This is a genomic window from Neobacillus bataviensis (assembly GCF_019969725.1).
Map to the genome: position 1 here is coordinate 687,262 of NZ_JAHXYW010000001.1, position 20,041 is coordinate 707,302.

Below are 20,041 nucleotides of genomic sequence, written 5' to 3' on the forward strand. Positions count from 1 at the left end.
CTATTCACGAGCGAGTCGCATTGCGGGTGATCAAATCGATTCCTCGGGAGAACGTTTTAATCATTCCCTCTACTTTCATCATCTCTTGCTGTGCTTCCATCAAAGAAATTTCCTTAAATCTGATTGTTGTTCCAGGTTTTCGCTGAGCTAAAATCGGTAAATCAACAGATGCAACGAAACCCAGCTTTGGATAACCACCCGTGGTTTGCCTGTCTGCCATGAGGATGATTGGCTGGCCATCAGACGGGACCTGAATCGTTCCTGCCGTTACAGCCTCAGAAAGGAGTTCGAGCGGCTGCTCCAAATCCAGCCTGGAGCCGGATAACCTGTAGCCCATTCGATCAGATTGCGGAGTAATTTGGAATTCTTGTTCAAAAAAGGCGCGTCTGCTTTCTTGTGAAAATTGATCGAACTGTGGCCCTCGAATGACACGAACGGTTGATTTTTCATAAGAAGGAAGCATGGTTTCACCAATGTACCAGTCTGCAGCCACAAACGGGATCCTGTCACGTTTATTTGCTAGCAGCCCAATAAGCTGCATGCTGTTGTCATTAGGCTGGTTCATTTGCAGGTGATCGCCTTTTTTTAGTGGACGCCCTTTATATCCTCCAATTCCTGCCCGTAAATACGTGCTCCTGCTTCCAAGGACTTGGGGAACATCAATACCGCCAGCAAAGCTAATATAGGCGCGACAGCCTTTTTTCGCTTGACCAAACTCGAGGACACACCCTCCTTTCACCCAGACGGGACGCCAGGATGGGACCGGTTTTCCATCAATCATTGGGGCGAATGTCCCGCCGCATATGGCAATCAGCTGGTCTTCATAAAACTTTAATTTCGGTCCAAGAAGAGTGATTTCCAGGGCAGCATCGTTCTCAGGATTACCGACAAGTCGGTTAGCAAGCCTTAATGCGAGTGTGTCCATCGCACCGCTCACGATGACACCATGCTGTTGATGTCCGAATCTCCCCATATCTTGTACGGTAGTGCTTAGTCCTGATTGAAGTACTTCCACACTCATCAATCTGCCCCTCCCAATGCAACGTATTCTTCCTGTGTAACCGACCTGAAACGAACAATGTCTCCGGCTCGTAGTAAGCTTGGCGGATTCTCTTCTGGCTGAAATAAGGCCAACGGGGTTCTCCCGATTAGCTGCCAGCCGCCAGGACTTTCAATGGGATAAATCCCTGTCTGTTCCCCGCCTATTCCCACACTCCCTTCAGGAATGGCTAAGCGTGGCGAACGACGGCGGGGTGTACTGATCCGTTTGTCCATGCCTCCTAAATATGGGAATCCGGGGGCAAAGCCGATCATATAGACAAGGTATTCAGTCTCGGAATGAATGCGAATCACTTCGTCTGGTGTTAGACCATTATGGTTGGCGACTTCCACCAAATCCGGGCCGAAATCTCCACCATAGCAAACCGGAATCTCCACCCTTCTTGCTTCTCCTGCCTTCCTGCCCGCGAATTGTGAGACCCTCTCCTTCAAATTGCCAAGGACCCATTCATACGGAACCGAGACCCCTAAGTGAAGCAACCGGATGGGGTCATAAAAAACGGACACCGTCGTAAAGCCGGGGACAATTTCAACCATCCCCTCAAAAGGATGTTCCTCTAAATAACCTGATAATGCCATTACTTTTTCATGTGTCCTACTGTCAATACCATCGCCCAGCGTGACAACAATTCCCGAATCTCCAAGCGGACAAAATGGGTCGAAAGCCATCCAATCCCCCTCCTTTGTCCTGTTGCATAGAATGAACTAAAAAAAGAGGAGTTTTGCATCCCCCTCATTTATTAGCTGATTTGACCGCCAAGAGCAACGATGTCTTTTTCAAAAGTTACAGCTGTCTCGATTGCTGCCTTTAAACCATTTACAATGGTTTCTAACCCCATACTTGGCTGCCCTGGATATTTCACCGCCTGTTCAGGAAGGAACGGTATGTGAATGAATCCTCCAATAATGGCATGATTTAATGATGCAAGCTGATGCATTAACCCATAAAACAAGTGATTGCACACAAACGTTCCAGCTGTTTGTGATACGGAAGCAGGAATCCCTTTATCCTTCATCTCTTTTACCATTGCCTTGATCGGTAAAGTAGACCAATACCCAACGGGTCCATCCTCCACGATTGCCGTACCGAGAGGCTGGTTGCCTTCATTGTCCGGAATGCGGGCGTCATCGACATTGATCGCCACCCGTTCGACCGTAATATCGGATCGTCCACCCGCCTGCCCGACACAAATGACGATGTCAGGCTTTGTTTCAGCAATTGTTCTTGCTAAATGATCAAGCGATTTATAGAAAACCGTAGGAATTTCAGAGACTAAAATTTCATATTTTTCCGTAACGGTTCCTGCCAGTTCTTTAACAGCTTCTAACGCTGGATTGACAGTTTCACCACCAAACGGATCAAAGCCAGTAACTAATACCTTTTTCATCCTTCTCCCTCTTTCTTTGTTGATTGCAGGATTATTGGTTTCCTTCCCGGTAGCCCAATTGGGAAGATATTTCCCTTGCAGCATTCTTGATTAAGTCAATTAATTCCGGTAGGCGATCGGCCCCAAAGCGTGAATCAGGACCAGCAATGCTGAGTCCGGCTGCTAGAAAGCCGGTATGATCAAAAATCGGTGCCGCAATGGAAACCGTATCATTTTCCAATTCCGAATAACTGATGGTATACCCAGATTCTCTTGCTTCTGCCAAAACCTCCTTCATTCTTTCCATATCCGTAATCGTCCCATTGGCCATGGCCGCCAGTTCCGTTTCTTGTAAATAGTGTTCTTGCTCTTCTTCAGTTAAAAAGGCAAGGATAATTCTCGAACAAGCCCCTGCATATAACGGGGATCTTCGGCCAACCTTGGTATAAAGCCGGACAGGATGGGGCGTGTCCAATTTTTCGATATAGATGGCATCATTACCATCCTTGATAATCAAGTTAACGGCCTCTTTTGCCGTATCCCTAAGTTCTTTCATGATGGGCAAGGCGAGCTGCCGGATATCCAATCGATCAGCAACTAATTGGCCAAACTGTAAAAATTGCAGCCCAAGCAAATATTTGCCCTCATTGTTTTTTTGCAAAAAACCCATCGTTTCGAACGACCCGACCATACGATGTACAGATGTTTTTGGCACTCCCAAAAGGTCGACCATTTCATTTAATGACAGTTCCGAATGTTGTAAAAAAAGATTCAACACATCCATCGATTTCACAACGGTTATATTTTTGTTTTGCATCCCTTACTCCTCTATTTAATCGATCTCATTTTATTATAGCGAGAATAAATACATTAACAGAATATTAACTCCTAAAATAATCAGTGCAGTTGGAACTTGTACCTTAATGACTTGATATTTATCCTTTAAATCCAGTAAGGCGGCCGGAACAATATTAAAGTTTGCACCCATAGGTGTCATCAAGGTTCCACAATAACCGGCAAACATTCCGATTGCTGCCACATGGTTGGCGTTCACGCCAAACTGATTGATCAGTAGAGGTACGGCAATTCCGGCTGTCATGACCGGGAAGGCGGCAAAGGCGTTCCCCATAATCATGGTAAACAAGGCCATTCCAATACAATATGCAAACACGACCCAGAAAAGAGAATGGGTTGGAATCACATTGCCTACCAGCTTTGAAACAACGGTTCCCACACCAGCCGTTGTAAACACAGTTCCTAACGTAGCCAGCAATTGCGGAAGTACAGCAGCCCAGCCAATCGATTCCATCAATCTCCTAGACTCCTTAATAGCAGTGCCAGGTTTGTTTTTTGTCATCACCAGGCCGACAATGAGCGCAATGAAAGCAGCAACCCCTAACGATACAAGGGTCAGACTCGTTTGATCAAGCACAAATGTGCCGCCTATTTTGACTCCTTTTAAACCTACTGATCCCGCCACCGTTAAAATTGGAATTAATAGTGCAGGAATAAAGAGCTTATTGCCTAAGCGTTTACGGTTATTCTGTCTTTTTTCCACACTTGCCTCATTGTAACTGCCAATCTTTAATCCGCCGAAGCCCGCAATTAAAACAAGCCCGATTGCAAGAAGCCCCATATAAAAAGGTGGAATGACCTTTCCAAATAGTAGCGTTACCCCATATAGGCAATAGAAAAGTCCTGATGTGATACGACGTGGATTTTTACGGTCCAAAAAGGTATAAATACTTCCTGCGATTGTGATGATTCCTAGAAAAATATAAACATCTTCAAGAGAAATAAACATGGATTACGCCTCCTTTTTCTTCGGAGTATTTTTGCTTGCTTTGTTACCAAGAGTGCGATCGAGTGAGCGATCCAATAGGTATAACCGAATGGCATGGACGATTAATGCTGCAATCGCGGTTGGAATCGCCCATAGGGCCATCTTCAATGGATCCGAATGAATATGGTTTTGTTCAAAGAATCCTTGCATCAATAAAATGGCACCGACGGCGACAAACACATCTTCCCCGAAAAAGACACCGATATTGTCTACTGCAGCAGTATGGGCACGGATTTTGTCCCTTACTTCATCAGGAACCTCTCCATATTTAGCCTCGGCAGCACCTTCTGCCATTGGCGCAACAAGTGGACGAACCATTTGTGCATGACCGCCAATCGAAGTAAGACCAACGGCTGCAGCCACTTCACGAATAATAAAGTAAACTGTCAAAATGCGTCCTGTCGTTGCTGCTTTTATTTTGGCCACCACATGTTCAGCTTGATCACGCAAACCATTACGTTCCAACAACCCGATAATCGGAAGCGTCACAATAAAGACCGCCATATAGCGATTGGTCGTAAACGCCTGACCAAATTGCGTAATAATCGAATAAAGGGACTGATGGGCAACAAGTCCTGTAACAAGGCCTGCCACTGTAACAACTAATAAAGGATTTAAACGGATAATAAAACCAATAATAACGATGACAACTCCTATTAAAACCATCTTTCCAACTCCTCTGCATTATTTTTTCTTGTTGTTAAAACTATGTTCCTTGCTATAGGCGCTAAAGCGGGCGAATTCGTTCAAGCCCGATTCGGATTGTTCCATTTTTTATTGGTTCAGTCCTGAGCTGAATGTTCACCGCTCTTTCGTTCATCCAGTCAAGGATTGCCTGATGAACGACATGGTGGGCATGCTTGCATGCAGCCAATTCTTTGTCATATACCGTTTCGTCATTCACTTCAGTCATTAAATCCGCAGTTATCCACTGACTGAATCGTTCAATGAAATCATACGATTCCTGATTTGATTGGCTTTCTCGTGTATACGCAATACTTCGATGTGATAATTCCACAGGGAAATGGACAGCATCGAAATCGTTCCCCCAACGTCTGTACGTGCTTACCCACATAGCATTGTCTTCTGCCACGGTTTGGTCTTCATCCAGTCTTTTCGTTACGAATGAACGAAGAGAAGCATGTGCCTCACGGTGGTGAGGGGCAGCGTCCGGCAATTCACGCCAAATTGTATACATCCTACTGATTGGAATCCAATAGGAGACCGGAAACCTTGGCGGGCTATTATAGCCGCTGAAAGGCTGGATCCATTCATGGGATGGAATCCCATGGTCATCGAGCACAACATCCGGCGACCAGCGCTGCCATACGATTGGATAAACCCTTGCTTCGCCAAACGGGGCATCCGGCTGGAAGCGATACTTTGCATACTCCAACCCGCACGCATTATATCGGGCGGCATGCAGCTTCCAATAAGGATGCTCGGCTGCCATTTCAGCATGTAACGCAGCTCCATCGACATTTTCAAGCGGAACAACGACAAGGTTGATACGGTTTAATAGCTTTGGGTCATCTGCCAGCTGCTCAATGAATTGAAGTGCGGCATTCGTGCTTGAAACCTCATTGGCATGGTGCCGAGCATTAAGGAAAAAGGTCGGTTTGTAAAGACTGTGCTTTTGGAAGGAGGAGATCGTTTCCCCTGTTCTCCCCTTCGCAAACAGCTCGACAAGCCAAATCCATTGCCCATTAAAGGAGAAATCAATCGGGACAGCTTGTCCAGGCAGCCGCGATTTCCGTGCCTCTAACCATTTTTCAATATCTTCGTTCACGAATACATCGGTGTCGAGCGACTTTTCGTTCAAGCTTTCTGCAGATCTCGTAGACTTTTGAAGGCCCGGCACTGCATTAGCCAGCCACTCTCCACACGATTTTTCCAATTGAGCATCGGGTAATCCACTAAATAAAAAGGACAATTTTTCCCTAGACTTCGTTACCGCCGTAACTCTCCCCTGTTGCATGATATCGGGAGGATATGGTTGGATCGTCAGTTGTTCTCCATTTTCGTATACAAGCACCGCTTTATGTTCAACGGGCATTGCGTATAAAGCAATCTCCGCTTTCGGCTTCCCGCCAATTTTTTCATGCATGAAGGGGAAAATGCCTCCAGGTGCATCCCAGCCTGGATCTCTAACCCGTTTCCCATGGTCATGTAACGCATGGAGAGTGAAGAAATAAATATCTTCATGCAATGCTTCCAAAACTGAGCTAACTTCTTCAAGGTGCGGAAGCCTTACATCTACCGCATCCATTTCGATGTGGCACACAAGACGGGAAAATTTAGGAACACCTTCGTGATTCCCAATTTTCTTGATCAACTGCGGCAGCACAATCTCCTGGTACCATATCCAGAATCGATAAGGATTGGTTTGGAAGGATTGACCAGCAAGTATTTTGTCCTCTTCTTTTCGATAGATCCGGCATCCTGCAAAAGGAACCATCACATTTCCACGTTCAGGCTGATTCAGCATATAAGGGCAGCTCTCGACCCAACCTTCCCAGCTAGACGAAATCAGTTCCCGGCCTTGCTTGTCTCTAGCAACCACTTGAAACATGGGCGCTGAGCGCTCATCGTTTAATTGCAGCTGAATTCTTTCTAACGGCAAAGACAATTCCGCAGACAAAATCGCATCAAACGGATACAGCTCTTGTAAAAATCGGTGAACAAGATCAAGGTGCTTTTTCTCCGGTTGAAAGGCCCTGGCCTGGATTTCAATACTATGAATCTCTTTTTCTTGTTTTAGCTTAGGCAATACCTCTTCCATCGCCCAATGCAAGCCGGATTTATTGGCATCCCGAAAAATAAACTCTGCTCGAATTCCCAAACGGTCGTTTAGGATGGTTTTTAACTGATGACTCCACTCATGGAAACTATCTCGACTTACCGTTGTTGTGATTTCAATAAAAAGCCGCTTGTCTTCTTGATCGAGCTGTCCAAGGGTTTCCAACAAATAGGCTTCCATATCCGCCAATTCCCCGGAATCCTCCCATTGGGCGGTCCAAATGGGCTGATCTTCTGTAACGGATAAAGTAACGGAAGGAGACCCGCTTCCCTTTTCAGTTAAATACCGATTCCACAGCTCAGAAGGATAGGCCAAATTTTCAGAGATATTGAACCGATTGACCTTTCTGAATTTTAATTCTGCAAAAGCTTGCATTCCCAGCTGAGCCCTGGAGCTGATGTCTTTATTCAAACTTTTAAGTGCATTAAATCGCTGTGTCCATGTATCTTGTTCTCCACCAATTGATGGAAACCATTCATGAATCAATTCCCGGGCTGCTGGAACGAGTTTGTCGGCATGGGCACGTATACGAAGCGCCGGAGTGCCCGCCAACTCGGCAAGTTCCCATTTGGTTTGATTACTGGCGTGGTCTGTCGTTTCAAACGAAATGAAGAATCTCCCGCCAGTTTCCTCACCCATACATCTTGTCATCGGAAAACACACATATCCCGCTGACAGAGCCAGTCTTGCTGCCAGTTCAACATTAGCAATCGTTTGATCTATATGAGAATTATTTATTTTTAATAAAACATCAAGGGTAGGAAGTATTTCTCCATCTTTCTGCTGATAAAGCCCCTCCGCTGTAAAAAGCGTATGTAGCGAATAGGTCTCAAGTTGTTTCACACTTTGCTTTAAAGAAGATTGTGGTAAAACATTCGTTTCTTTCGAAATAAATAGAAAAGACTCTCCTTCTTTATAAGCTTCCATAAAATGATCTGTTACTAGTGATCTGGCAGCATGCAAAGTCATTTCTGGTGAGGTACCAGTAATGACAAGCAAAGTCTGATCTTCGTAGTGACTAAGATATAAAATTCCTGACTCCTCTAGATGTTCATTTCGGACGGTTAGAAGCGCCTCTGACCTTTTTCCGAGAACTTGAGCTAAGTATTCGCTTTCATAACCAATCACCAAATGAAGGCTTGAAGTTCCTCCGGCAGGTGCAGGATCTAATTGATCAACGATAAACAGGTGGTCGAAAATCGGAAGGGGTAACTCAGTTAAATGCAAGCCAATTCTTCCGGCTATCTCCACCATAGCAGCAGTCTCCCAGCTTGTTCGATGAGATGAAACAGTAATTCGCGCTTGAATTCCAGTTGGAGCTACTTGCTCATCAATGGAATATAAGAGTCCGTTTATACTCCATAATTGTCGAATATCTTTCATGTTCCACCCAACTTTCGTTGTTCCGTTTTTCGGAATTACTGTTCCGAATTATTATTTAAATCATAATATTTATAAAATTAAAAATCAACATGATTTGTTATAAAAATAAGAAATGGATAGAATTACACAATCTTAGAAGCTAATAGACTATCTATTATGGAAAATCATCGTTGATAAATTTGAGTTCACACATCAAAAAAACTCACAACCGAATCTACCATGAGTTCTTTTCCATACATCTCTTAATTACTTATTGTATGTTTCGTTTCTATACAAATTAAGAATAAAGAGACCCCTTCACGATAATATCCGCGAAGGGGTCTTTACACATTTTTGTAATTTTCACCGTTTGTTATATGCTAAATTAATGTGTTTTTATTTAATTGCTGTTGGGTCAGGAGTCAGAGTCTTTTTCCAATCATCAGCGAATTTTTCTATGCCTTGATTCGTAAGCGGATGCTTTGCAAGTTGCTCAATGACAGCATAAGGAATCGTTGCAATGTGTGCACCAGCCATAGCGACACGGGTTACATGATCTGGATGCCGAACAGAGGCTGCGATAATTTGAGAGTCCAAGTTATGGACACGTAATAACTCAGCAATTTTCTCTACTAATTGGACACCATCTTCAGAAATATCATCTAAGCGTCCTAAGAATGGAGAAACATATGTAGCACCGGCACGAGCAGCTAATAGCGCTTGGTTTACAGTAAAGATAAGTGTAACGTTTGTTTTAACACCTTTATTTGCAAGATAGCGGCACGCTTCCAAACCATCCAACGTCATAGGAAGTTTGATGGTTACCTTCTTATCACCACCATTTATAGTAATCAACTCTTCTGCTTGCGCAATCATTTCTTCAGCCGTCACAGCATCTGGAGTTACTTCCGCTGAAACCGATTCAACCTCTGGCACGGCTTGACAAATTTCTGCTATGCGATCTTCAAATTTAACTCCTTCTTTAGCGACCAAGGAAGGGTTGGTTGTAACACCAGCTAACACACCAATTCTATAAGCTTTTTTGATATCCTCAATATTTGCAGTATCAATAAATAATTTCATAAAGAACTTCCTCCAATTTTAATAGTTTAATAGATTTTTTGTCGTTTGAACCACATTATCTACGGTAAATCCAAATAACTCCATTACCTCAGCTCCAGTTCCAGAAGCTCCGAAGGTTTCAATTGATAGTACTTTTCCTTCTGCACCTATATACCTTTCCCAACCTAGGGAGATTCCCATTTCAAGTGCCAGGCGCTTTGAAACAGACGATGGCAGAACAAACTCTTTATACTCTTTCGATTGACGATTAAACAGTTCCCAGCTTGGCATGGCTACCACACGAACCGATACCTCTTCTTTTTCCAATTCAGCTTTCGCGTTAACCGCCAATGATACTTCAGATCCTGTCGCAATCAGAATAACATCAGGATTCTCATTCGTTTGGGTTAAAACATAAGCCCCCTTAGAAAGGTTCTCGATATTTGCTTTTGTCTCCTCAAACACTGGTAAGTTTTGACGGCTTAGCACTAAGGCGACCGGACCATGTGTTTGTTGAAGAGCGTACGCCCAAGCACTTGCTGTTTCATTTGCGTCCGATGGCCGAATGACGCTAAGTCCAGGAATCGCACGAAGAGAAGCTATATGTTCAATTGGCTCATGGGTTGGACCATCTTCTCCAACAGCAATCGAATCATGTGTAAAAACATAAGTGATTGGAAGTTTTTGCAAGGCTGCGAGACGAATTGACGGCCTGAGATAATCATTGAAGACAAAGAATGTACTTACAAAAGGTTTTATCCCCCCATGAAGTGCCATACCATTGCCAGCAGCTCCCATTGCATGTTCACGAACACCAAAGTACACATTACGACCACCGAATGATTCTACTGCGAATGCTTTTTCTTCTTTCATATCTGTCATAGTAGAATGAGATAGATCTGCACTTCCTCCAAAAATAGAAGGAACTGATTTTACAAAGTGGTTAATTGCTTCCCCACTAGCTACGCGAGTCGAAATAGCTTTTCCAGTATCAAAGGTTAAAATATCTTGCGCATTGATAAAAAATTCACCGGTAATGGCACGTTCAAGTTCATCTGCTAATTCCGGATATGCTTTTCGATAAGACTGGAATAATTCCTTCCATTGATGTTCTTGATTAATCCCTCTTTGTTTTAGCTCTTCAAAATGAGCTTTTACTTCTTCCGGTACAAAAAATTCTTCTTGATAATTCCAGCCATACACCTTTTTGGTTGCTGCTGCTTCTTCTACTCCGAGTGGATTCCCATGTGCCTTATTTGTGCCAGCCACTTTTGGACTACCGTAACCGATAATGGTTTTAATTTCAATAATAGTTGGTTGATCCATATTTTGTTTTGCTAATTCAATTGCCTTTGCGATATCTGTTACATTATTTCCATCTTCCACACGTAAATATTGCCAATGAGCAGATTCAGCTCGTTTTTTAATATCTTCTGAAAAAGAAAGGTTTAATGAACCGTCCAAAGAGATGTCATTTGAGTCATATAAAGCAATTAATTTTCCTAGTTTCATATGACCAGCCATAGACATAGCCTCATAAGAGATTCCTTCCATTAAATCTCCATCACCAATTAGAGCATATGTATAATGATCGATTACAGAGAATCCGTCTTGGTTAAACTTCGCAGCTAAATGAGCTTCAGCCATTGCTATCCCTACAGAATTCGCAATTCCTTGTCCTAAAGGTCCCGTTGTAGCTTCGACCCCATCTGTATGACCAAATTCTGGATGGCCCGGTGTTTTGCTATTTAGCTTTCGAAAGTTTTTCAAGTCTTCTAGAGACACATCGTACCCAGCTAAATGAAGCATACTGTATAACAAGCTCGAACCATGTCCTGCAGAAAGAACAAATCGATCTCGGTTAAACCATTTTGCGTTACTAGGGTTATGTTGTAAATGATTTGCCCATAGTGCATACATCATTGGAGCAGCTCCCATAGGAAGACCGGGATGACCAGAATTAGCGCGATTGATAGCGTCAATGGATAAAGTCCGAATCGTATTAACAGCCTGTGTTTCAATGCTATGCATCGATTTATTTCCTCCCTCACAATGTAAATCCTCTGTTAAAACAAGGATATCAATTTTGTTTTTCTCGTTTTTACGTTAAAAATCATCTTTTTTCTTGTTTAATGATATAATATAAATAAAAACAAGAAAAAACAAGAATTTTTTTAAAAATTCCCTCATTATTTTTTTTAAATTTGTACATTCAAGAAAAAAAATTATACTATAAGAAAAACCATGCAAATTCATGGAGGTCTTGTATTATGTTAAGAAAAGAAAGACATAGAGAAATTCTTAATATACTTGAAAAAGAAGGAAAAGTTGTTGCTAAAGAACTTAGTATTATGTGGGATGTTTCCGAGGACACAATAAGGAGAGATTTAAGGGAAATGGATTCCTTAGGTCTTCTCAAACGAGTTCACGGAGGGGCCTTCCCTGCTTCTTCAGGCCCTATTACCTTTTCTGAAAGAACAGAAGAAAACATAGATGAGAAAAAAGAATTAGCTCAAAAAGGGGTCAAACTTATTAAAGATGGTCAAGTTCTTTTATTGGATGGAGGAAGTACATCGAATCTCTTTTTGGCACAAGAAATTCCTTACGATTTTAAAGGAACCATTATTACGAATAGTCCCTCCATTAGTCTGACATTATCGAAACATCCAAATGTTGAGGTTATGCTCTTGGGTGGTACATTCTTTAAGGAATCGTTAGTTACTGTAGGATTGGATGTCGTTGATACACTTAAAAAAATTAGAGCTGATCTTTGTTTTTTAGGGGTATATTCTCTACACCCAGACTTCGGTATCAGTATTCCACATTTACAGGAGTCCTATGTCAAACGGCAAATGATTAATAGTTCAAATAAAATCGCTAGTCTTGTAACAAGAAGTAAACTTAATACAATTTCCAATTACTTAGTGGGGCCGGTTTCGGTACTTGATTACATGATTACGGAAGAAGGATCACATAGTTATAATTATAATAAGTATAAGGAATTAGATATTGAAATCATTTGATATAGTAAAAGGCACCTGGGCTAGATAATTATTTTGTTCATCAATTTGAGGTATATTATTAGCCCCTAAATCAAACACATTTTCTTTTTGAAAGAGGATCGTCTTCCCAAAAACAAATTGGACAAATATCATAATCTCCTTTACTACTATTGTAAAATTTGAGCATGAAAGAATTAGAGAAGCAGACTTAAGAAATTTGAAATGGCCCAGTTAAGGTACTGGGCCATTTAAGTTAATTAAATCTATATAAGTTCATTATTAAAACTTTTATTATTGCTATCCAAAACATCAACAAACATTCCAATTTCCCTCGCAAACACCATCTTAACCATTCCAACCGGGCCATTTCGTTGCTTAGCAATCTCAATTTCAATAATCTTGTTTTCTTCATTTTCTCTATTGTAGTACTCATCCCTGTAAAGGAGCATAATCACATCCGCGTCCTGTTCGATGCTGCCAGAGTCTCGGAGGTCAGACATTCGGGGGCGTTTATCAATTCTTTGTTCCACTCCCCTGGATAATTGGGACAGCAGAATAATCGGAACCTGATATTGTTTGGCAATCCGTTTCAATTCTTGTGTGATACTGGCAATCGCCAAATCATGCCGGTCATGTTTCCCAGTTACGGTAATTAGCTGAAGGTAATCAATCACGACAAGATAATCGCTGTCTGGATATTCCCGCCTAGTCTTTTGGATCCTTGCACGGATGTCGGAGACCGTTTGGTGGGCATGGTCATCGATTTGGAAATTCCATTTGTAATAGATCTCAAGCGCTGTCGTTGCTTTTGCTTGGTCTTCCTCAGTAAAAAGCCGGTAAGAATTCCTCCATTTGGCGCCGTCTATTCCCGTAAGGCCGCTTAACATCCGTTTAACGAGCTGCTTGTTAGGCATTTCAAGGGAAAACACGTCAACAACACCCCCTTTTTTACAGCAGTTCATGGCCAGGTTCAAAGCAAAAGCCGTTTTCCCCATTGAAGGCCGTGCAGCCAGGATAATTAAATCCCCTTTGTTCCATCCACTTGTCATTTGATTCAGCGACACATACCCTGTATCGATTCCCTGAAGATCATCATGGTCTTCATACATTTCATCGTAAATTTCCATAATGACATCCTGTTTCGTATCCTTGTGCACCCGGCCGAGTTCTTGCATGTGGAGATAGGTTTGGTAGAAGCGTTCCGCGTCCTCCATATTTCCATTATTTAAAAAGTTAGCAGCGGCCCGCTTCAGCTCTCGATTTTTATAATATTCTAGGACAATCCTTTGGTATTCTTCGACATTAGCAGCCGACGGACATATAACGGCCAGCCGGGATAAGTAACTGATGCCGCCAATGGCTTCCATTTTCCCCGTACCTAGTTGATCGAGCATCGTAATCATATCAATCAGCCGATCTTGCCGCCGTAGTTCCAACATCGCTTTAAAAATGAACTGATTACTTCTCTGGGAGAAATGTTGTGGTTCAAGAATAAGTTCATGTATGATAGAAGGCTCCAAAAAGACCGCCCCTAAAACCATATTTTCTGCCTCAAGCAATTCAGTTTGTTCATCGGCATAATAGCCATTGAGGCAAAGGTTTCCTAACTGCAAATTGTTTGTCCCGTTCAATCCGCTCCCTCCCTTCCTGTTCCCATTGTTTCATCTTATCGAGAAATGAATTTCTTTTTTCACAAAAAGCAGCAATGTCTGAAATGGTGGGTGGGAAAGGGCTTTTTGCTATGTACGACATGAGATTTTGCAGAACCCGGTTGTAATCCATTCCACTTAGGGATTTTATCCATAGAGTGATCGTTTCATCACTGATTCTAAACTGGGCATAGATAGATTCAATTTTTTCTAGGATTTGAATTGCCTCCATATGATCCATCATCAGCACCCCTTACCCCAGTCGTCCCTGTTCTTCTAGGCGCTTTATTCTTTCCTGCAGCGTTTCAGATTTACTATGTTTTTTCACTTCACTTTTATGTATTCGTGTTAAAATCGCCGTTTCGTAATATGCCATGCTATTAATCGTTCCATGTGGGTTATTTTTTATGTAATTTAAATACGTCTCATCCATCCAGTCTAACAGCATTTCTAACGCAATATTTTGCTTAGCAACTCTCTCCAATGCATTAATGTCCTTTGCAGACAAGACCCTGCCCCGGTTTCGAAGTTTAATAAACCGTTCAGTAATGGCATTTTTTCTCGATTCATATTCCCCTCCCGTCTGGAGGGAACTCACCTGATCATCTTCATTTTTTTCTTTCTCTTTATTCTCTATTTCTTGATTTAGTTGCACATTCGTTTCGTGCATGTTTCCCGGTTGTTGCATCATCGTTCCGCGAATGGGAGGGCAAAAAAAATCAATATTTCCGCCATTTTGAATGTCCTCGTACCGCAGCACGGTAAATAGAGTTCCAATGCTTAACTCTTCTGTGGCGATCAAGCCTTTTTTGACCAGTTTATCAGCAGCCCGCTTAATTGTACTTTTTGAATACAGCTTCTCACCTCTGCCTTCCCGGTACCCAAGGTCTTCTACTAGTTTCGAATATGCCCTGATGTATTGCCCTTTCTTCAAAGGAATCCCACAAACCCTTTTTTCATCTTCCCGTGATGCCTGTATCAACAACAGCAAAAATAATCGAAACGGAACAACCTCTTGCCACAATTCTGTCTCCAGCACATCCCGATATAATTTCACCCAACCGCACATATCCTGTCACCTCTTATTTCTTATTTCATTACCTATATAGAAAAGTAGAGGGGAAATGGTCAGGGTTACGGAAAATATTTTTTTGACCTTTTTGTGAACTGGTGAAAGTGTTAGCCAACAAACAGTACTACATTGCACATGAAAAAATTCCGCTAAGATATTGATTAGCGGAATAAAATAAATATTTATCTATTTAGGCTTTCGCACTCATGTCTCAAGCAGTTTTGAAGTTTGCTTACATATGTTTTTCTAGGACCTTGATGTATCCTAAAGTATCTTTTATCACCTTGTCGAATCTTCATGGGGGATTCGAACACAAATCTATTTTGTTTCGGCACCAATGGGTTTGGCGCGGGTAAAATAAAAGACTACAAGTTACTTTAATTATAATATTTCACGAACTTTTAACAAAAGTTGTTTCTCTTTAGGAAATGTCTTAATATTCAAGTTATATATTTAAACGCTTGCTTTGGTGATTGGCTCCTTTATTTTCGGGAATAATGTTGTAAATTGTATAGATTGAAAGCATGATGGCTGTTGCAATTGAAAGAACCAGGAGATTGTAGATTGGGTTAATGGTTAGCCCAAAAACACGATAATTTGTTCCCCAGTTATAAAATGTTTCCAATGGAGTTCCAGGCTCAGGTATTACACTGTAGAAATAAAATGAAGGCACACCATGACTAATGAAGATGTTATTGAGGACGATTGTAATCAAAAAGTAAGCTGCTAAAATCGCAAAACTTTTCAAGAAATCTTTGAAATTAATTTTTGGTCTGTAGATATATATCAAGTACAGGGCACCTATTACGATAAACACATGTAATATCACGTAACAAATGGCACTCACTTCAAATAAGCTAGAGTAATGGACTAATGGATCGGCGAATACTAATGAAATATAGCCAGCTGGCAATGACAACGTAATGGCAATCAATGATAAATATCTGTTTCTGGTAAAAATCGCTCCCGGTACAATCAACCAAGCAGACAAATGGCATAATTGCAATGGGATTAAATCGGATACCACATTCCCCATAAAGAAATTATTTATATTCCTAATGACCATAAATAGTATTAAAATACCAGCCATTACCTTGCCAACTAAATGCTGTTTTTCAAAACTTTTCCCTCTCATCACTTTGATGATGACACAAGTAATAATAATCGGAGAAATCATTAAGATGTAATGCGGCCAAGTATACATTTCAAAATGCATAACCTTTCCCCCTTCACCTTAAGGTAGAGCCGATTTCATTTCAAATTTACTGTTGCACATTTAGCTGATCAATTACCTTGCTTCAAAAAACAACTTTTCCTTCACTATTTAGTTTATTTATGATTTTAGAATTATTATGCCTACATACAAGCTCAAAACATGCTAGAACGAAAATCACAGATATAATTACCCTTGTTAAGTCTTGACCAAGGCAATCTTATAACCATAGAAAGTGAATCTGATACCCTTAAATTGTACGAGTGGCTTAACTCTCAGACTGCTTAAACCACATAAACCGTTCAAACATCCAACTCATTTTTTTCGATAGTGTAACTCTTCCATGTTTCCTTAGACCCTTATCTATGCAAAAACCCCCAAATATAATATTTGAAGGTTCTGAACACACACACTTTTGGCTTCTCAGTTTCTCATAGTTTCGTTCAAAACGAGCAAAAGACCGTGGTGGTGAGAAGTTATGTAATTGATTGAAATTGTTTTTTGGCGGGACATCGTATTAGCCCTCCACCAATTTTATATAGAAGAAAAAACCCTCTTCATAAGAAGAGAGCCCGTTTCCTTATTATATCTACTTTTCAAAAATTACCTTGAAGGTTGCCGGGCTTCATCGGGCCTAATCCCTCCGCCACTCTGGATAAGAGAATATAAAACTCAATTATTTTGTTTGCGGCCCAATCTCTTTTTATTAAACTCTCGTACCTAGAAGGTTGCACTTAGTAACTCATTGGCTCTGCAACATGCGCAGAAATGACTATTTCCAAAATCCTTGAGCTCTAGATCTTGTCCTACACATTTTTCCTGAGCATACAAACATCGTTTTGCAAACCTACAACCAGGTTCTGGATCAATTGGACTTGTAAGTTCTCCAATCAGTTTTACTCGCTGCATCTTTTGACGTATGTTTGGGGCGGGTATTGCAGAAAGCAATGCTTGTGTATAGGGATGAACAGTCTTTTTAAACAATTCATCTGATTCTGCAATTTCAACAAGCTGTCCAAGATACATAACCGCTATCTTGTCTGAAAAATATTTTACGACGGATAAATCATGGGTGATAAATAGATAAGTCAGCCCATATTCAGCCTGAAGGTCCTTAAGCAAATTCAGAACCTGGGCCTGAATCGAAACATCCAAAGAAGATACTGGTTCATCGCAAACAATAAACTGTGGATTCAAGGAAAGTGCCCTTGCAATTCCAACACGCTGCCGCCGTCCCCCATCAAGTTCGTGGGGATAAGAATTGATAAATCTTTTACTTAATCCAACAACATCCATTAAACGTCTGACTTCGGAATCAAGTTCCGCCCGCTTTACTTTTTTATAGATTAAGAGCGGTTCTCCAATAATTTCACCAATGGACATCCTCGGATTTAGTGAGGCAAACGGGTCCTGAAAAATAATTTGTAGATCTTTTCGCAAGTCATGAATCTGCTTCTTATTCATTTTACAGATGTCTTGCCCATTGAAGAGTATTTCCCCGCTTGTCGCTTGATGAAGCCCTAATATTAAGCGTCCTATTGTTGACTTCCCGCAGCCTGATTCGCCTACAAGCCCCAATGTTTGACCGCGCTTAATACTGAAAGAAACATCATCGACGGCATGAAGTGTTCCGTTTTTCGATTTAAAATGCTTTTTAAGGTTCTTAACCTCCAGAATATTATCTGACATAATTGACTTCCTCCATAAACTCAGTAGAATCAAGCTTGCCCTCGTGGATAAGACATTTCACTATATGAGTTCCGGCAACATTCGTCATTGCCGGTTTCATTTTCGTACAGACTTCATTCATGTGCGGGCAACGCGGATGGAATTTACAACCCGACGGCAAGTTTGTAGGATCCGGCATCTGCCCTTTTATCGGCTTTAATCTATCAACCTTTTCATCCAGCGTAGGAATGGATCTAAAAAGGCCTATCGTATATGGATGTTTTGGACTTTCAAAAACTTCTTCAACCGTTCCGATTTCTACAATCTCACCTGCATACATAATGGCGACTCTGTCACATACCTGAGCAACGACCCCAAGGTCATGCGTAATGAGAAGAAGCGAAGTGTTTAACTTTACTTTCAAATCATTCATCAATTCCAGCACCTGTGCCTGAATCGTTACATCCAGTGCAGTCGTTGGTTCATCCGCCAAAATAAGCTTTGGTGAACATGCGATACTCATGGCGATGACAACACGCTGCTTCATTCCCCCTGAAAATTGATGTGGAAATTCATCAAAACGATCCTTAGGAATACCGACCATTTCCAACATATCAGCGGCCTTTTGCTGCGCCTCGACTTTACTGCATTTCTCATGGAGATAAATCACTTCCGCAATTTGGTCGCCAACGGAATAAACAGGATTAAGGCTTGTCATAGGATCTTGGAAAATCATTGATATTTTATTACCTCGAATATGACGCAGAAAATCCTTTTTTGCTTTTAGAAGGTCTATACCTTCAAAAAAAATTTCACCGCTGGTTGTTTTGCCTGGGGGGTCAGCAACAAGCTGCAAAATGCTGAGTGCTGTTGTTGACTTGCCTGCGCCTGTCTCCCCCACCAGACCAAGGCTTTCTCCGGCATTTAAACTCAAATCAAGGGAGTTAACTGCATAAACGATCTCATCATCCGTTCTATACTCAACATTAAGATTCTTAATTTCAAGTAGTTTACTATCAGTCATAGTTACCTCCTAATTTTTCAATTTAGGGTCCAATGCATCACGCAATCCATCCCCAAGTAGATTGAGAGAAAGAATGGTTAACATAATCGCTATGCCGGGGAAAGCGCAAATCCACCATGCATATCGTATATACTGCCGGCCCCCACTGAGCATGGCGCCCCATTCTGGAGCAGGAGGTTGAATACCGAGGCCGATGAAGCTTAAGGCGGCAATTTCTAATATCGAACCAGCAATACACAAAGTTGCTTGAACGATTACTGGGGCCATAGAATTGGGAATGATGTGTTTAAAAATAATTCGCACATCATTTGCACCAATCGCTCTAGCCGCTTCAATAAACTCTTCGTTACGAATGGACAAAACAGAGGCCCTTACGATTCTAGCAAATGGAGGTATATTTGCTATACTTATAGCAATTAACAAATTCCTCAAACTTGGGCCAAGCGCAGCTACAATGGCAATAGATAATAAGATACCGGGGATGGCTAGAAAAATATCCATAATCCGCATGATAATATTGTCGACCCTTTTACTCCCATAACCAGAAATGGCCCCAATTAAACCACCTACAACCGTTGCAATTAGTATGGTTGTAAACGCGATTGGGATTGAAACTCTCGCTCCATGAACGATTCTTGCGAGAATATCTCTCCCTAATTCATCAGTCCCAAGCCAATGTTTTGCTGATGGTGGTTGCAGCCTCTCTGCGGCGTTTTGTTGAATCACTACTGTGTTATAATCAAATAAAACATTTGCAAAAGCGGCCGAAAGAATGATAAAAGTTAATATAACTAAGCCGGCAACTGCCAGTTTATTCTTCCTCAAGCGTTTCCAGATAGAAACCAACTGGGACTTTTTTTTCTTTTCCGGTAATATTTCAGATCTTTGGTTCTTACTCGGTATTATGGTTGTATTCATTC

At 41.6% G+C, this 20,041-nt stretch carries 18 protein-coding genes; 1 reads left to right on the forward strand and 17 read right to left on the reverse strand.

The genetic code is table 11. The features are described 5' to 3' along the window. Window positions 1-4: 4 nt before the first annotated feature. The 9 genes from LC455_RS03355 to tkt form a co-directional block, all read right to left on the reverse strand. Window positions 5-1,021, reverse strand: a complete 1,017-nt coding sequence (locus LC455_RS03355; protein WP_223588169.1) for a biotin-dependent carboxyltransferase family protein — start codon at window positions 1,019-1,021, stop codon at window positions 5-7. After that, on the reverse strand, window positions 1,021-1,728 hold the full coding sequence (gene pxpB, locus LC455_RS03360; RefSeq protein ID WP_223588170.1) for a 5-oxoprolinase subunit PxpB: 708 nt from the start codon (window positions 1,726-1,728) through the stop codon (window positions 1,021-1,023). The genes LC455_RS03355 and pxpB overlap by 1 nt, the downstream gene beginning before the upstream one ends. 71 nt (window positions 1,729-1,799) lie before the next feature. Further along, the gene (gene pcp, locus LC455_RS03365) at window positions 1,800-2,447 is read right to left on the reverse strand and encodes a pyroglutamyl-peptidase I (RefSeq protein ID WP_223588172.1); all 648 of its coding nucleotides are present in this window, start codon (window positions 2,445-2,447) and stop codon (window positions 1,800-1,802) included. Between the two features lie 31 nt (window positions 2,448-2,478). Continuing rightward, window positions 2,479-3,243, reverse strand: a complete 765-nt coding sequence (locus tag LC455_RS03370) for an IclR family transcriptional regulator (RefSeq protein ID WP_223588174.1) — start codon at window positions 3,241-3,243, stop codon at window positions 2,479-2,481. A gap of 33 nt (window positions 3,244-3,276) precedes the next feature. Then, entirely contained in the window at window positions 3,277-4,230 is a 954-nt protein-coding gene (locus tag LC455_RS03375; protein ID WP_223588176.1) for a DUF979 domain-containing protein, read from the reverse strand. A gap of 3 nt (window positions 4,231-4,233) precedes the next feature. Beyond that, complete coding sequence (locus tag LC455_RS03380) at window positions 4,234-4,935, reverse strand: DUF969 domain-containing protein (protein ID WP_223588177.1); 702 nt, start codon at window positions 4,933-4,935, stop codon at window positions 4,234-4,236. A gap of 61 nt (window positions 4,936-4,996) precedes the next feature. Continuing rightward, window positions 4,997-8,452 (reverse strand): M14 family metallopeptidase, encoded by a 3,456-nt coding sequence (locus LC455_RS03385; protein WP_223588179.1) that lies wholly within the window; start codon window positions 8,450-8,452, stop codon window positions 4,997-4,999. Between the two features lie 375 nt (window positions 8,453-8,827). Further along, on the reverse strand, window positions 8,828-9,514 hold the full coding sequence (gene fsa, locus LC455_RS03390) for a fructose-6-phosphate aldolase (protein ID WP_223588181.1): 687 nt from the start codon (window positions 9,512-9,514) through the stop codon (window positions 8,828-8,830). Window positions 9,515-9,532: 18 nt separating this feature from the next. Continuing rightward, on the reverse strand, window positions 9,533-11,524 hold the full coding sequence (tkt, locus tag LC455_RS03395; protein ID WP_223588183.1) for a transketolase: 1,992 nt from the start codon (window positions 11,522-11,524) through the stop codon (window positions 9,533-9,535). Between the two features lie 239 nt (window positions 11,525-11,763). On the opposite strand from tkt, the gene LC455_RS03400 reads away from it, so the two are divergent. Then, window positions 11,764-12,516, forward strand: a complete 753-nt coding sequence (locus LC455_RS03400; RefSeq protein ID WP_223588185.1) for a DeoR/GlpR family DNA-binding transcription regulator — start codon at window positions 11,764-11,766, stop codon at window positions 12,514-12,516. A 70-nt stretch (window positions 12,517-12,586) separates the two neighbouring features. On the opposite strand, the gene LC455_RS03405 is transcribed toward LC455_RS03400, so the two are convergent. From LC455_RS03405 to LC455_RS03440, 8 genes are all read right to left on the reverse strand, one after another. After that, window positions 12,587-12,682: a CPCC family cysteine-rich protein gene (locus LC455_RS03405; RefSeq protein ID WP_223588187.1), complete on the reverse strand. Its 96-nt coding sequence runs from the start codon at window positions 12,680-12,682 to the stop codon at window positions 12,587-12,589. A gap of 76 nt (window positions 12,683-12,758) precedes the next feature. After that, entirely contained in the window at window positions 12,759-14,126 is a 1,368-nt protein-coding gene (gene dnaB / locus LC455_RS03410) for a replicative DNA helicase (RefSeq protein WP_223588189.1), read from the reverse strand. Continuing rightward, window positions 14,065-14,388, reverse strand: a complete 324-nt coding sequence (locus LC455_RS03415; RefSeq protein WP_223588191.1) for a hypothetical protein — start codon at window positions 14,386-14,388, stop codon at window positions 14,065-14,067. Before LC455_RS03415 ends, dnaB begins: the two co-directional genes overlap by 62 nt. A 9-nt stretch (window positions 14,389-14,397) precedes the next feature. Further along, window positions 14,398-15,213: a hypothetical protein gene (locus LC455_RS03420; protein ID WP_223588193.1), complete on the reverse strand. Its 816-nt coding sequence runs from the start codon at window positions 15,211-15,213 to the stop codon at window positions 14,398-14,400. 448 nt (window positions 15,214-15,661) lie between these two features. Then, complete coding sequence (locus tag LC455_RS03425; RefSeq protein ID WP_223588195.1) at window positions 15,662-16,432, reverse strand: TMEM164 family acyltransferase; 771 nt, start codon at window positions 16,430-16,432, stop codon at window positions 15,662-15,664. Between the two features lie 717 nt (window positions 16,433-17,149). Further along, entirely contained in the window at window positions 17,150-18,118 is a 969-nt protein-coding gene (locus LC455_RS03430; protein ID WP_223588196.1) for an ABC transporter ATP-binding protein, read from the reverse strand. Further along, window positions 18,108-19,121, reverse strand: a complete 1,014-nt coding sequence (locus LC455_RS03435) for an ABC transporter ATP-binding protein (RefSeq protein WP_223588198.1) — start codon at window positions 19,119-19,121, stop codon at window positions 18,108-18,110. The genes LC455_RS03430 and LC455_RS03435 overlap by 11 nt, the downstream gene beginning before the upstream one ends. Before the next feature lie 9 nt (window positions 19,122-19,130). Further along, window positions 19,131-20,039 carry an ABC transporter permease gene (locus tag LC455_RS03440; RefSeq protein ID WP_223588200.1) on the reverse strand — a complete coding sequence of 303 codons (909 nt, stop codon included), beginning with the start codon at window positions 20,037-20,039 and terminating at the stop codon, window positions 19,131-19,133. Window positions 20,040-20,041: the final 2 nt, after the last annotated feature.